This window comes from Ruegeria sp. C5, from assembly GCF_056537605.1.
The window spans coordinates 672,818-685,696 of the sequence record NZ_JBQFRX010000001.1; the positions used below are offsets into that span (position 1 = coordinate 672,818).

The 12,879-nt window shown below is 58.2% G+C and carries 12 protein-coding genes; 5 read left to right on the forward strand and 7 right to left on the reverse strand.

Going from position 1 to position 12,879, the window contains the following annotated elements:
- Positions 1-48: 48 nt before the first annotated feature.
- A complete protein-coding gene (locus tag ACR0AW_RS03395) occupies positions 49-528 on the forward strand; it encodes a hypothetical protein (RefSeq protein ID WP_170732345.1) in 480 nt (159 codons plus the stop codon).
- On the opposite strand, the gene ACR0AW_RS03400 is transcribed toward ACR0AW_RS03395, so the two are convergent.
- The 7 genes from ACR0AW_RS03400 to dusB all read right to left on the reverse strand — a co-directional run bounded on the left by ACR0AW_RS03400 (position 493) and on the right by dusB (position 9,537).
- The gene (locus tag ACR0AW_RS03400) at positions 493-1,686 is read right to left on the reverse strand and encodes an MFS transporter (protein ID WP_170732346.1); all 1,194 of its coding nucleotides are present in this window, start codon (positions 1,684-1,686) and stop codon (positions 493-495) included. The genes ACR0AW_RS03395 and ACR0AW_RS03400 overlap by 36 nt on opposite strands.
- A gap of 43 nt (positions 1,687-1,729) precedes the next feature.
- Positions 1,730-2,320 (reverse strand): helix-turn-helix domain-containing protein, encoded by a 591-nt coding sequence (locus ACR0AW_RS03405; RefSeq protein ID WP_170465307.1) that lies wholly within the window; start codon positions 2,318-2,320, stop codon positions 1,730-1,732.
- Positions 2,317-3,726: a nitrogen assimilation response regulator NtrX gene (gene ntrX, locus ACR0AW_RS03410; protein WP_170732348.1), complete on the reverse strand. Its 1,410-nt coding sequence runs from the start codon at positions 3,724-3,726 to the stop codon at positions 2,317-2,319. The genes ACR0AW_RS03405 and ntrX overlap by 4 nt, the downstream gene beginning before the upstream one ends.
- On the reverse strand, positions 3,723-5,948 hold the full coding sequence (locus ACR0AW_RS03415) for a sensor histidine kinase NtrY-like (protein ID WP_480438593.1): 2,226 nt from the start codon (positions 5,946-5,948) through the stop codon (positions 3,723-3,725). The genes ntrX and ACR0AW_RS03415 overlap by 4 nt, the downstream gene beginning before the upstream one ends.
- Positions 5,949-6,110: 162 nt before the next feature.
- The gene (locus ACR0AW_RS03420) at positions 6,111-7,478 is read right to left on the reverse strand and encodes a sigma-54-dependent transcriptional regulator (RefSeq protein ID WP_170396851.1); all 1,368 of its coding nucleotides are present in this window, start codon (positions 7,476-7,478) and stop codon (positions 6,111-6,113) included.
- Positions 7,478-8,557: a two-component system sensor histidine kinase NtrB gene (locus ACR0AW_RS03425; protein WP_170396849.1), complete on the reverse strand. Its 1,080-nt coding sequence runs from the start codon at positions 8,555-8,557 to the stop codon at positions 7,478-7,480. Before ACR0AW_RS03425 ends, ACR0AW_RS03420 begins: the two co-directional genes overlap by 1 nt.
- Positions 8,554-9,537: a tRNA dihydrouridine synthase DusB gene (gene dusB / locus ACR0AW_RS03430; RefSeq protein WP_480438595.1), complete on the reverse strand. Its 984-nt coding sequence runs from the start codon at positions 9,535-9,537 to the stop codon at positions 8,554-8,556. The genes ACR0AW_RS03425 and dusB overlap by 4 nt, the downstream gene beginning before the upstream one ends.
- Positions 9,538-9,716: 179 nt before the next feature.
- Here dusB and ACR0AW_RS03435 point away from each other — a divergent pair, with 179 nt between their 5' ends.
- The 4 genes from ACR0AW_RS03435 to ACR0AW_RS03450 all read left to right on the forward strand — a co-directional run bounded on the left by ACR0AW_RS03435 (position 9,717) and on the right by ACR0AW_RS03450 (position 12,828).
- Positions 9,717-10,847, forward strand: a complete 1,131-nt coding sequence (locus tag ACR0AW_RS03435) for a bifunctional 2-C-methyl-D-erythritol 4-phosphate cytidylyltransferase/2-C-methyl-D-erythritol 2,4-cyclodiphosphate synthase (protein ID WP_170732354.1) — start codon at positions 9,717-9,719, stop codon at positions 10,845-10,847.
- Complete coding sequence (locus ACR0AW_RS03440; protein ID WP_170567122.1) at positions 10,844-11,341, forward strand: phosphatidylglycerophosphatase A family protein; 498 nt, start codon at positions 10,844-10,846, stop codon at positions 11,339-11,341. The genes ACR0AW_RS03435 and ACR0AW_RS03440 overlap by 4 nt, the downstream gene beginning before the upstream one ends.
- Entirely contained in the window at positions 11,338-11,820 is a 483-nt protein-coding gene (locus ACR0AW_RS03445; protein WP_170732356.1) for a CinA family protein, read from the forward strand. Before ACR0AW_RS03440 ends, ACR0AW_RS03445 begins: the two co-directional genes overlap by 4 nt.
- Positions 11,821-12,150: 330 nt before the next feature.
- Entirely contained in the window at positions 12,151-12,828 is a 678-nt protein-coding gene (locus ACR0AW_RS03450; RefSeq protein ID WP_170732358.1) for an orotate phosphoribosyltransferase, read from the forward strand.
- Positions 12,829-12,879: the final 51 nt, after the last annotated feature.

Genomic DNA, 12,879 nt, shown 5'->3' on the forward strand with positions numbered 1-12,879 from the left:
GCGGTCAATTGAATTGTCATGCCTCCTAAGCTGCGCCAAAGTAAGCATATGAAAACCATTCTGCCTGCTCTGATTTGCCTGCTGACGCTGTCCGCCTGTGGTCCGCTTTCTTTGTATTATCGCGAAGGTGAGAGCGTCTCGCGGATGCAGACCGAGACCACGAACTGTCAGGTGCAAGCCCTCAAGGACGCCCCTGTCGCCAATCAGGTCCGGCAGAGCCCGCCAGTCTATTGGCCTGGGCGCACCTATTGCGATGGCCGAGGACGCTGCTATCGCAACCCCGGATGGTGGGAGCCTGGGCGGGTCTATACCGTCGACGTGAATCAGGGGCTGAGAAACAAGGTCGAGGCGCAGTGCATGGCCCAAAAGGGCTATCGCCCGGTCAGCCTTCCGCCTTGCAAACAGGGTGTCAAATCGCGGGTCACGCCCACGCGCACCACGACGCTCCCGCCGCTGAACAGCGCGTCCTGTTTCGTGAAATTTGACGACGGGTCATTTCAGATCGTCACTCCGGGACAAGCCGGCTGATTTGCGACGCCGCGCCAGCAGCAGATGCGCTATGATCGCGATGCTATAGAACGCGGCGACGGCTACAAACATGCCAGCCTCATCGACGCCCAGCAATATCGCCAGCAATACCGGGGTTCCAAGCAGGTTTCCGGCATTGCCCATCTGCGCCATCGCACCATAACTCAGGGCTTGGGCTTCGGTGGTATCGTTTAACTCTGGCACTGCGGCGAAGCTGCCGCCCTGTACAAGCCCGAGCACGGCAAACAAGGCGATACATCCGAACGTAAGGGGCGCCCCCAGAAACAATGCGATGATCGTCGCGATCCCCAGCACAAAGCCCAGATTGACGACACTGACGCAGGACAGGACGGTCAACAGCAAGGGCACCAGCAGCCATGACAGTACAATCCCTGCCAGGGGCATAAGTGCTGCAATCGATGCACCCTGCCCTTCGGGTAAACGACCCGGCAGGATCGCTAACAGAGAAACAAATGTCAGCGTGTAAAAGAACCAGCCAATTGCCGGGGCCGAAATAAAGGGTGAGCGGTAGGTCCTGATATGCACATCAAGGAAGGCGGAGAGCCCCCACCCGGTACCCTCCGTCTGGCCCATGTCGGTTTTCAGATTGCTAAGCGCGATCAGCGCGGCGATCAGCAGCATCAGACCCCCGTGCATGGCAAAGTATGTGGGCAGTCCGAAACGATCGACGATGGGCAGCCCAACCCAAGCGTTTAATGCGAATGCAACGCCAAAGAATGTACTCCACAGCACCATGGAATTATACCGCGCCCGACCGGATGTGATCTGAGCAATCAGCGTCGGTGCCGCCACCACAATCGCAAGATGGGACAGCCCCTCGATCACCCGGCTGAGCAGCATCAGTTGAAAAACCGGCAAGCTTGCTTGCAGCAAAGATAACGCGCCACCGAGCACAAGCCCTAATAGCAATAGACGATTTGGCCCAATACGCGCTGTGATCGCTCCGGATATCGCGCCCAAAGCAGCCCCCATTAGACTGATAATGGACAGCAACCAGCCGATCACGGCAGCGTTGTCCGGGTACAACAGCCCCACATCAGAAAATGGTACGGCAATCTTTGCAAATTGGGTTGCCGCACCGAGGCCAGCAAACCAGATCAGCATGACCTGCAAGAATGTACGAAAAGAGTCACTCATGCAGCCGGTCTATCGCGCCTAACCTGCCAGCGGAACGCATAAATTATGCGGTGACTTCGCGCCGCCCGCTGACCAGACGGACCGGAGTGCCATCACCCAGATACAACCGCTCCCACACGATTTGCCCGGCGCTGATCCTGATTTGATCATGCACAGCCTCGGAAGTCAGAAACGCTTTGGGTGAAGGCGAATGCAAATCCCACCAGCCATCGTTCTGCAGTTCTGCTTCGGCTTGTCGGATCTCATCCGTTGCAAATTGCCAAAGCGACACGCCCAGCAAGGCGCGCTGTGAGGTCTTCCAATCCAGCGCCCGGCTGCCCGAATAAGCAAGGCAGATATGGCTGGCCTCTTCGACAAGGTGCAAGCACTCTGCCGAATGAACGACCAGACGTTTCAGCGCAGAATCCTGCACCCGAACCGGCCCCAACGCTGCAAAAACGGACTGTTGAATATGCGGCGATGGCGTTTGACCCCCGTTTTCCCACCGGGAAATCGTGGTTTGGTCGACTTCAATCAGATCTGCGAGGGCGGATTGCTTAAGTCCAACCGATCGCCGCAACCGCTTCAACCGTTTACCAAAGGCGGGAAAACCGATGGAAACGGCTACGGTCTTCTTATTCGGCGCGGTACTCACTCGGCTGGTTCGGGCTCGTCAATTTGAGCCACCCGCGCACCGGATTTGTTCGAGGTCACTACGCCCAGCGACTTGAGCTTGCGATGCAAGGCGCTGCGTTCCATGCCGACAAAACTGGCCGTGCGGCTTATGTTGCCACCAAACCGATTGATCTGGGTCAGCAAATATTCACGCTCGAACGCTTCGCGCGCCTCACGCAGCGGCAGCGTCGCCAGTGCGCCAGACAGTACCACGCGCCCGGACTCGTCGGATTTCTCTTCTTCGTTGGGCAACTCGCGGGCCTCGATCGGGCCAGTGCTGTCGCCTAGGATCAGCACCCGCTCGATCAGGTTCTTCAGCTGACGCACATTGCCCGGCCATGTCATCGTTTGTAGCAAAGCAATAGCCTCATCCGACAGCTCGCGCATCGGCAGACCCTGTGTATCGTTGCACACCTCGATGAAATGTTGCGCCAGAACCGGGATGTCCTCTCGCCGTTCCTCCAGCGAGGGAACCGCAATCGGCACCACATTCAGCCGGTGATACAGTTCTTCGCGGAACCGTTCGGCGGCGATCTCTTCTTCCAGATCGCGGTTGGTCGAGGAAATGACCCGCAGATCAACCCGCACCTTGTCAGAGCCACCAACACGCTGGAATTGCTGATCAACCAACACGCGAAGAATCTTGGACTGCGTCCCCAGCGGCATGTCAGCGACTTCGTCGAAGTAGACAACGCCGCCATGCGCCTCTTCCAGCAGGCCTGACTCGATTCCGCGCTCAGACGATTCTCGTCCGAACAGAACCTCTTCAACCCTCTCAGGTTCAATCCCCGCACAATTGACCGTCACAAATGGGGCATTCGCCCGGTTGGAATGGGCATGGATATAGCGCGCGGCAATTTCCTTGCCCGACCCAGCCGGCCCGCTGAGCATAACCCGGCCATTCGACTTTGTTACCTTGTCCAACTGCCCCTGCATCGCGCGGAACGACGCAGAATTGCCAATCATGTCTGAACAGCTGACTTCCTGCCGCTTCAGCGAGGCATTCTCGCGACGCAGGCGCGAGGTTTCCATCGCACGGCGGATCACCACCATCAACTGGTCAATGTTAAAGGGCTTTTCGATAAAGTCGTACGCCCCCTGCTTGATAGCCGCCACTGCAATCTCGATATTGCCATGTCCGGAAATGATCACCACCGGAACATCCGGGTTGTCCCGTTTTACAGCTTTCAGGATGTCGATCCCGTCCATTCGACTGTCTTTCAGCCAGATATCCAGGATCAACAGCCCCGGAGGTTCGGCATTGATCGACGACATGCACTCATCCGAGTTTGCCGCCAGCCGAGTTGAATAGCCTTCGTCCTCCAGAATGTCGGACACCAATTCGCGAATATCGCGTTCGTCATCTACGATCAGAATGTCGCTCATCTTTGGCCTGCTTTCAGTTTGTTTGTTTTAATCGCCTGTTTTTCCGGCGCATTTGTCGGGCCGCCTGAGGCCCCGGGTAGACGAATGACAGCCATTGCGCCGAAATGGTCCTGTCCGTCGAATGTGGGCGCGTCTTCCAATGTCAGCGCTCCGCCATGTTCTTCGATGATCTTCTTTACGATGGGCAGGCCAAGGCCGGTGCCTTCGTCACGCGTGGTCACATAAGGTTCGAACAGCCGTGCCCTGTCCTCGGGCAGACCGATGCCATTGTCCGCAATGGTGATCTGCGTTCCTGCATCGTCAGTGGAGACAACGACTTTGATCTGAGGTTTCAGATTGTCCGGTGCGCCTTTTTCTTTCAGCGTTTCAATAGCCTCGCCCGCGTTCTTGATCAGGTTCGTCAACGCCTGGCTCAACATGGTCGAATCCACATCCGCCAAAATGGGCTGTTTAGGTAAGTCCGCATCGATCTGAACATCAGGCTGACCCGCCTGCTGCAACAGAACCGCCTCACGCACTAGCGTCACGATATTCTCTTCGCGCCGTTCCGGTTCGGGCATGCGTGCGAATTTCGAGAACTCGTCAACAATCCGCCGCAGATCATTGGTCTGCCGCACGATCACGTCGGTCATCGATTCCAGGCTATCGCAATCGTCCTCGTCCAGCTTGCGCGAGAATTTGCGTTTGATTCGCTCGGCGCTCAGTTGGATCGGTGTCAGCGGATTCTTGATCTCATGCGCAATGCGACGGGCCACATCACCCCACGCCGCCATGCGCTGCGCGCTTACCAGATCGGTCACGTCATCAAAGGCCACAACGTAGCCTTCCAGCCTTCCATCCTCGCCACGCCGCGTCGCCATGCGTACCAGTAAGTTCTCCAACCGGCCTTTACGGGTTACCTTGATCTCCCCCTGAACCGCCTCTTGCCCGCTGTCCTTAAGGGCTTCGAACAAAGGCAAAAATTCGGGAACAGCGATGCCGATAGCCAGGTTCTGCTCTCCACCAGACCAGCCCAGAAGACGTTCGGCGGATCGGTTCACGAAGGTCACACAGCCCTCTGAATCAACGCCAACGACACCGGATGTCACCGAGCTTAGAACTGAATCAAACAGCCGCCTTCGACGTTCGATATGGCGGGTGTTTTCCAACAGCGTGTCGCGCTGCCCCTTCAACTGACGAGTCATCTGGTTGAAGTAGCGGCCCAGCATCGCGATTTCGTCATCGCTGGCCTCTTCGATGACCTGAACACTCAGATCACCAGCACCAACGCGCTGCGCCGCCGTTGTCAGCCGTCCAACAGGGCGAGAAAGACGTTCGGCGAACCACATGCCCAGCGACATCGCGGCCAGAATCAGGATCACAGCAAAGCCGAGATAAAGAAGGCCGAATTCGAACAGGACCCTGCCCCGCTCACTTTCCAATTGGCTGTAGAACTGTGCTGTCTCTTTGGTTTCATCAAGCAGGGTCAGAAGCTGCCCATCAACCTCGCGACTGACATAGAGATACCGGTCAAGATAGGCGTGCAAAGGAACAAGCGCGCGGAATTCGCTGTTCTCCCAATCGGCAATGATGGCCACGCCCTGATCATTGGCCTCGATCATCTCTTCGGGGGTTGGTGCCTCGTAGTCGAACAGGTAGGACCGATCACCGCGCGATCGGATTTCGGCGCTGCCATCGATCACATAGGCCTCTCGCAAACCGCGTTGTATCTGGGCCTGCCCCTGGGCCAGAACCTCTCGCAATTCGGCGTCTGAGACAAAATAATCCAACGATCGCGCGTTATCGAGGAAACGCGCCAGAACAACCGCATCCTGCGTCAGGCCCTCGCGGTGTTCCTGTTCGTAAGCTTCGGCTGCAGTTAGTGACGACCCAACCACCTGCCGCACACGGTCCGAGAACCAACCTTCAAGGCCGATATTCACCGTCAGCCCGGCGAAAATCGCCACGGTGACCGTCGGCACCAAAGCCAACAGCGTGAAAGCGCCGATCAGGCGCAGGTGAAGACGGGAGCCCGCAGATTTCGCGCGACGTGCGGCGATCAGACTGAACAATTGGCCCAACACCAGCGCAGCTACGACCAGCACGTAGACCAGATCAGCCAACAAAATCAGCCGCAGCGTCGGTGCCGCCGCGCCAAGATCAAAAGGGCCAATGACGAGATAGGTTGCAAGCGCCAGAACCGGGCCCAGTATAACCAATCCCAATGTACTGAAATTGCGCATCCTCCGGGACTTGCGCCACCGGTTAATCGATAGGATCGGCCCGTTCTGTGCCCGGGTTGCCACCGTCTGCCCTCATTCTGATGTGCCGCTTGCGCGGCTTACCGCCATATATCGTGGTCGTTCCCGGGGTCGAACCCGAATGCCACTGTTTGTGTGGCGATATTACATCAGTTTGCGACGGCGTGTCACCTGAATATCGAGGTCAGTAATCTTTTTCCGCAGCGTATTCCGGTTAATCCCCAGGAGATCAGCACATTTTGCCTGATTTCCACCAGTCGCATCCAGCGCGATTTCGATTAACGGTGCCTCGACCTCGCGTAGAATACGTTGATAGAGGCCGGGAGGCGGCAGGATGTTTCCGTGCAGATCAAAATACCGGCGCAGGTGACGACCAACCGAAGATGACAGCTTCTCACGCTCGCCATCACCCAGAACTGGTTCGGCCTCGGGCTGGCTACCCAGCACCATCTCAACTTCGGTGCGCGAGATTTCATCAGAACGGCTGGTTAGACCAAGACGCCGGATCGCATTTTCAAGCTGTCGGACATTGCCGGGCCAGGAATACCGGCGCACCAACTCGACCGCTTCGGGGCTGAGACGACGCTGCGCGCCGCTTTCCCGCTCCTCCCGCGCCAGAAAGTGATCGGTCAGCAAGGTGATATCATCAACCCGCTCGCGCAACGCAGGCACGTGGATCGTCGCACCGCAGAGACGGTAATAGAGATCTTGTCGTACGCGACCACTTTCCATCGCGTCGGTCAGATCTGATTGACTTGTGGCCATGAAGCGCGGCACGTGATCGCCCGGCGTGTCCATCATGCGCACGATACGGGCCTGAATCTCATCATCAATATCGGCAATTTCATCGATCAGCAGCGTACCACCACGTACGCGCGCCATCACCCGTGCCGGGCCTTCCAAATCGCTCAGATCGGCAGCTGTCACGGTGACAAAGGGCAGTGTCCTTCGGTCAGAGAAATCGTGAATAGCGCGTGCTATCAGAGATTTACCCGTCCCACTTTCACCAGAAATCATCACAGACAGATCCGTGTTCATCACCCGAGCGACCAGACGATAAAGCGCCTGCATCACCGGGGTGCGCCCGACAAGCGGCAGTTCATCAGGTCGGTCTTCGCTGGCCATCACCGGCTCAGCCTGTACCCGCTGCTTTTGATCCAGCGCCCTCGCGGTGCGCTTCATCAGATCGGGCAAATCGAAAGGCTTTGGCAGATAATCGTAAGCTTCCGCCTCAGCCGCCTGAATGGCTGTCATGATGGTGTTCTGGGCCGAGATCACGATGACCGGCAAACCGGGACGGTCCTGCGCGATCTTTGGCAGCATCTCCAACCCGTTTCCATCCGGCATTACCACATCCGAGATCACAACGTCGCCCTTGCCTTCGGCTACCCAGCGCATCAGCGTGGTCAGCGAAGATGTCGCGTGAACCTTGCACCCCGCCCGCGTCAGGGCCTGTGTCAGAACCGTGCGGATCGTGCGGTCGTCATCGGCAACCAGAACTGTGCCATCCATCAGATGCTCTCCTTTTCATACGCGTCGTTCGGTGCACGCCGCAGGGACAGTCGAAAACTAGTGCGTCCGGGCACAGATTCAGCCGAAATCCAGCCGTCGTGGTCGGAAACGATCTTGCTGACCAGCGCCAGCCCAAGCCCGGTGCCGTTCTCCTTGCCCGACACGAAGGGGTCGAAAATATCACTGCGAATATTTTCCGGCAGGCCCGGCCCATCATCAATAATCTCGATCTGCAGAGGCAGCGAATGACCCGAACCGTCACTGCGCCGCAGTCGGAATGAATGCTCAAAATAGGTACGCAGCCGGATTGTACCGTTGCCATCAGCAGCTTCCGAAGCGTTTTTGAGCAAGTTCAGAACCACCTGCAGGAACTGATCCGGGTCCCCATAGGCCAAAGGCAGCGAGGGGTCGTAATCCTCGATAATCGTCATATGCGCGCCAAAACCCAACAGCGCTGACCGGCGCGCGCGATCCAGTACATCGTGGATATTGACCGGTTTGAAATCGGGTTGAGACAGGTTGCCGAACTGTTCTACTTGCTCCAACAACTTCACAATGCGGCGGCTTTCCTCAACGATAAGGTCAGTGAGCTCAAGATCTTGCTGCGAAATATTCATGCTGAGCAATTGCGCCGCACCGGTGATCCCTGCCAAAGGGTTCTTGATCTCATGCGCCAGCATCTCGGCCATGCCAATCGCAGACTGCGCTGCCGATTTCACAGTGTTGCCACGGGTCATCCGACCGGCCAGTTCGCGCGGCGAGATGATCATGATCATTGAACCGGGATGCCCCATCAGCGGCGCGATTTGCAGCGCACATTGCAGCGGCGCGCGATTGCCCGACCCAACGTCCACATCGTTCACGAACAGCGGTGTACCTTGTTGACGCGCGCGCAAAAACGCCTCTTCCAACGGCGCGTCAACCGCGAGTTGATCCCAGACCGGGTGTCCAATCACTGCCTTGCGGGAGGCGTTCAGAAACCCCTCACCCGAGGAGTTGACGTCCGATATCCGATCTTCGGCATCGATAATGAACGCCGGAACCGGAAGCGAGGTCCAGATGCTCTGGTCAGAGGTCACGCTGCTGCCTCCGCCGTGCCACTAAGCGCATCTGCCAAAAGCCGTAACACCTCATTGGTGTCGCGGGATGTCAGGACAGCCCGCCGCAAGGTGGCGGGTGTTCCGGCCTCATCCATGTACCAACCGAGATGTTTGCGTGCGACGCGCAGGCCCAGATCGGTACCGTAGAACTCCAGCATCGCCAGATAGTGGCCACGCACCATCTCGATCAGTTCAGTGCCCGTGGGAATGGTTGGAGAAGCAGCGCCATAGAGATCATGGCAAATCTGCGCCAGCAGCCAGGGCTTGCCCTGCGCCCCCCGACCTACCATGACGCCATCGGCCCCGGACTGATTCAGCGCGATTTGCGCGGCCTTAGTATCGACGATGTCACCGTTTGCGATGACAGGGATCGAGACGGCTTCTTTCACCGCCCGGATCGCCCGCCAATCTGCCCGGCCTTTATAGAATTGACAGCGCGTACGCCCATGGATGGTCACCATCCGGATGCCTGCGTCCTGCGCACGCCGCGCCACATCCGGCGCGTTCAGCAGATTGTCATCCCAGCCTAGCCGCGTTTTCAGCGTAACAGGCACATCAACTGCACCCACAACGGCCTCGATCAGCGTCAGTGCATGGTCCGGAGTTTTCAACAAAGCTGAACCGGAATAGCCGTTGGTTACCTTCTTGGCCGGGCAGCCCATATTGATATCGATCACGCGCGCGCCCCGGTCAGCGACTTGCCGGGCGGCCTCGGCCATCCAATGCGCCTCGCGTCCGGCCAGTTGCACAGCGGTGTTTTCCACATCCGCCGACAGCTCGGCCCGTTCACGTACGCCTGGTTTGGCCTGCACCATCTCTTGGCTGGCGACCATTTCGCTGACAACCATCCCCGCGCCGAAGCGCATCACAAGGTCCCTAAAAGGCCGGTCGGTGATTCCGGCCATTGGCGCCAACAGCACCGGAGGGGTCAGATCCTTTTCAGCAAGACGCAGGGCCAATGTGCTTAATCCTTGAGCAGTTGCGCATTTGATATCGAAATTGCGGCATATGAACAATAAAACGGGAGCATTCAAGCCCGCAAAATCATCATATGCCTATTTTTTAAGCAAATTGACGCGGGTGATTGCCTCTGCATTCACCGCCCCCTAAACAATGCCCCAATCAGGAGACCTTTCAGATGACCACAGCCGCCATCATCGTCGCCGCCGGGCGCGGCCAGCGCGCCGGAGGCGGAGTGCCCAAACAGTGGCGTGCCTTGGCTGGACGGCGCGTGGCCGATTGGACGATTGATCGCTTCGAAGGGTTGGTTGATCACCTCGTTTTGGTGCTGGCCGGAGACGACACAGCCGTTTGGGAAGAATTCAGCGCGACAAACCTGATCCTTGCACCCGGCGGTGCAGACCGCGCCGGATCAGTGCGCAACGGGTTGCAGGCTTTGGAAGCGTACAGCGTTGAAAAGGTTTTGATTCACGATGTTGCCCGTCCCTGCGTCAGCGCTCGGATAATCGGCGATGTTCTGAAAGCACTCGACACGCATGCGGCAGTTGCTCCGGGCTTGGCCGTCACGGATGCGCTCTGGACAGGCGACGGTTCAGTGGTCACAGGAACGCAGGATCGATCCGGCCTTTACGCTGCGCAGACACCGCAGGGATTTCATTATGGCACAATCACCGCCGCCCATTCAGCCCATCCCGGAGGTGCAGCGGATGATGTAGAAGTCGCGCGCGCTGCGGGAATCGAAGTCGCGATTATTCCGGGCGATGCGGATAACCTGAAAATCACACAGCCCGAGGATTTCGCACGGGCCGAACGTACAATGGGTATGAATATGGATGTAAGGCTGGGCAACGGCTACGACGTGCACCGCTTTGGTGACGGAGATCACGTGATCCTCTGCGGTGTGAAGGTGCCGCACAATCGTGGGCTCCAAGGTCACTCCGATGCAGATGTGGGGATGCACGCGGTCACCGACGCGATCTATGGCGCTCTGGCGCGGGGTGATATCGGACAGCATTTTCCGCCCTCCGATCCGCAGTGGAAAGGTGCAGCGAGTGAAATTTTCCTGCGCCACGCAGTCGAATTGGCTGGGCAGTTGGGCTATGAGATCTCGAATGTCGACTGCACACTGGTCTGCGAATTTCCCAAGATCGGCCCTCATGCCGATACCATGCGTGCCGAAATGGCACGGATCATGGGCTTGCGCACCGATCAGGTCTCGGTCAAGGCCACCACATCCGAACGGCTGGGCTTTACCGGTCGCAGCGAAGGCATTGCCTCGCTCGCAACTGCCTGTCTGGTGAAGTCATGACAGCGGCTCGTCTAATCGGAACCGTCTGCGGCGTCGGTTACCTCCGCCCTGCCCCCGGCACCTGGGGATCGCTGGCTGCTTTGCCGCTGGCGTGGGTTCTGCATACGCTGGGTGGCTTCCCCTTGCTGGTCATCTCAACACTCGCGGTTTTCTTCGGGGGCCTGTGGGCCACGCGAGTGATGACAGCTGGACAAGATGACCACGACCCGTCCGAAATTGTCATTGATGAAGTCGCGGGCCAGTTCATCGCGATATGGGCGATTTCCTACCCGTCTTGGGCGCATGGGATCGACATCACAGCGCTCTGGCCCGGCTGGATCGCGGGTTTTCTCTTGTTCCGCCTCTTCGACATTACCAAACCCGGTCCCATTGGCTGGGCCGACCGGCGTGGAGATCCGATGGGTGTCATGCTGGATGATGTGATCGCTGGCGTCTTTGCGGCCATCGGTGTGGTCGTCCTCGCCGGTATCTCACATGGAGTCATGGGTCTATGACCGTTGTCGACCTGCTGGATCGCGCCAAGGCGCAGGGCATGATGATCGCCACTGCTGAAAGCTGTACCGGCGGTATGGTCGCCGCTGCACTGACTGACATCCCTGGCAGCTCTGCCGTGGTTGAGCGCGGCTTTGTCACCTACACCAACACCGCGAAGCAAGAGATGCTGGGCGTGCGCGCCGATACGCTTGAGACATGTGGCGCAGTTTCAGAAGAAGTCGCCCAAGAAATGGCCAATGGCGCCCTGCGGAATTCGCGGGCGCAGTTGGCGGTCTCGATCACCGGCATCGCGGGCCCCGGCGGGTCCGAACACAAACCCGAAGGCCGCGTATGCTTTGGCCTCGCTGCACAGGGTCAACCGACCCGAACCGAGACCGTGGAATTCGGAGCGCAGGGACGGGATAACGTACGTCGCGCTGCGCGGGACCACGCTTTGACCCTTTTGAGAGACGCTCTTGCTGATCTGGCTCAGACCTAAGAATACCTGCAGTCTACAGCGCATCATTTCGAATACTGGGCGCTGTATACAGTTACTGCGCGGCAGCCTACGCATTTGTGACGGCAATGGTGGTTGCGCTTCTTACCTCGCCTCGCATACACGTCGATACCGAGATTGAAGGCACGGTCTTGCCGATTGCGGAAAGCGAGCCTGAGAAATGAGCAGTCAAGCCCACCTTGGCTGCTCTGCCCGCAAGGGCATCAAGCGGACCTCTTGGGGGTCCGCTTTTCTTTTAGCGTGCCCTCTCGACTCTGGGCCGGGGGTCAGGCTATCAGCCTGCGACACCCTTTCAGCCCAGAGGTTTGCGCCATGATCCCCAGTTCCTTCCCCGACAGCACCGAAATCGCCCGCCTGACCGCACGGATGCTGCTGGAGATCAAAGCCGTACACTTTAATTCCCGCGAACCTTTCACGCTGGCCAGCGGTCTACCAAGCCCGACCTATATCGATTGCCGCAAGCTGATCTCGTACCCGCGCATCCGCTCGACCCTGATGGACTTCCTGACGGTTACCGTGATGCGCGACGCGGGGTTCGAAGCGTTTGACAATATCGCCGGTGGCGAGACAGCAGGTATTCCCTTCGCTGCAATGGTGGCCGAGCGCATGTCACTGCCAATGACCTACGTGCGGAAGAAACCCAAAGGCTACGGCCGGAACGCCCGCATCGAAGGCGCGATGAGCGAGGGTGAGCGGGTACTGCTGGTTGAAGACCTGACCACCGATGGAGGCTCAAAACTGTCCTTTGTCGACGCGATCCGCGAAACCGGTGCGACCTGTGGGCATACGGCTGTGATCTTCTATTATGGTATTTTCCCCGAAACCGAGAAAACGCTGGGCGATCACGGCGTAAAATTGCACTCGCTTTGTACTTGGTGGGATGTTTTGGCGGAAGCCAAAGCGCAAAAGGCGTTTGACGAAGAGACGCTTGATGGCGTCGAGGCCTTCCTGAACGACCCGCGCGGTTGGCAGGACGCACATAAAAGCTGACGTTGCGCAAACTGTTTTCAGAATGGAAACACTGACCGCTGCATCGATCGC

What these genes read in the sequence shown, in the direction of transcription:
- ACR0AW_RS03445 (WP_170732356.1), top strand. Translation starts at nt 11,338, where the DNA reads ATGACCGTTGTCGACCTGCTGGATCGCGCCAAGGCGCAGGGCATGATG.
- ACR0AW_RS03395 (WP_170732345.1), top strand. Translation starts at nt 49, where the DNA reads ATGAAAACCATTCTGCCTGCTCTGATTTGCCTGCTGACGCTGTCCGCC.
- ACR0AW_RS03415 (WP_480438593.1), bottom strand. Translation starts at nt 5,948, where the DNA reads ATGCGCAATTTCAGTACATTGGGATTGGTTATACTGGGCCCGGTTCTG.
- ntrX (WP_170732348.1), bottom strand. Translation starts at nt 3,726, where the DNA reads ATGAGCGACATTCTGATCGTAGATGACGAACGCGATATTCGCGAATTG.
- ACR0AW_RS03440 (WP_170567122.1), top strand. Translation starts at nt 10,844, where the DNA reads ATGACAGCGGCTCGTCTAATCGGAACCGTCTGCGGCGTCGGTTACCTC.
- ACR0AW_RS03400 (WP_170732346.1), bottom strand. Translation starts at nt 1,686, where the DNA reads ATGAGTGACTCTTTTCGTACATTCTTGCAGGTCATGCTGATCTGGTTT.
- ACR0AW_RS03450 (WP_170732358.1), top strand. Translation starts at nt 12,151, where the DNA reads ATGATCCCCAGTTCCTTCCCCGACAGCACCGAAATCGCCCGCCTGACC.
- ACR0AW_RS03420 (WP_170396851.1), bottom strand. Translation starts at nt 7,478, where the DNA reads ATGGATGGCACAGTTCTGGTTGCCGATGACGACCGCACGATCCGCACG.
- ACR0AW_RS03435 (WP_170732354.1), top strand. Translation starts at nt 9,717, where the DNA reads ATGACCACAGCCGCCATCATCGTCGCCGCCGGGCGCGGCCAGCGCGCC.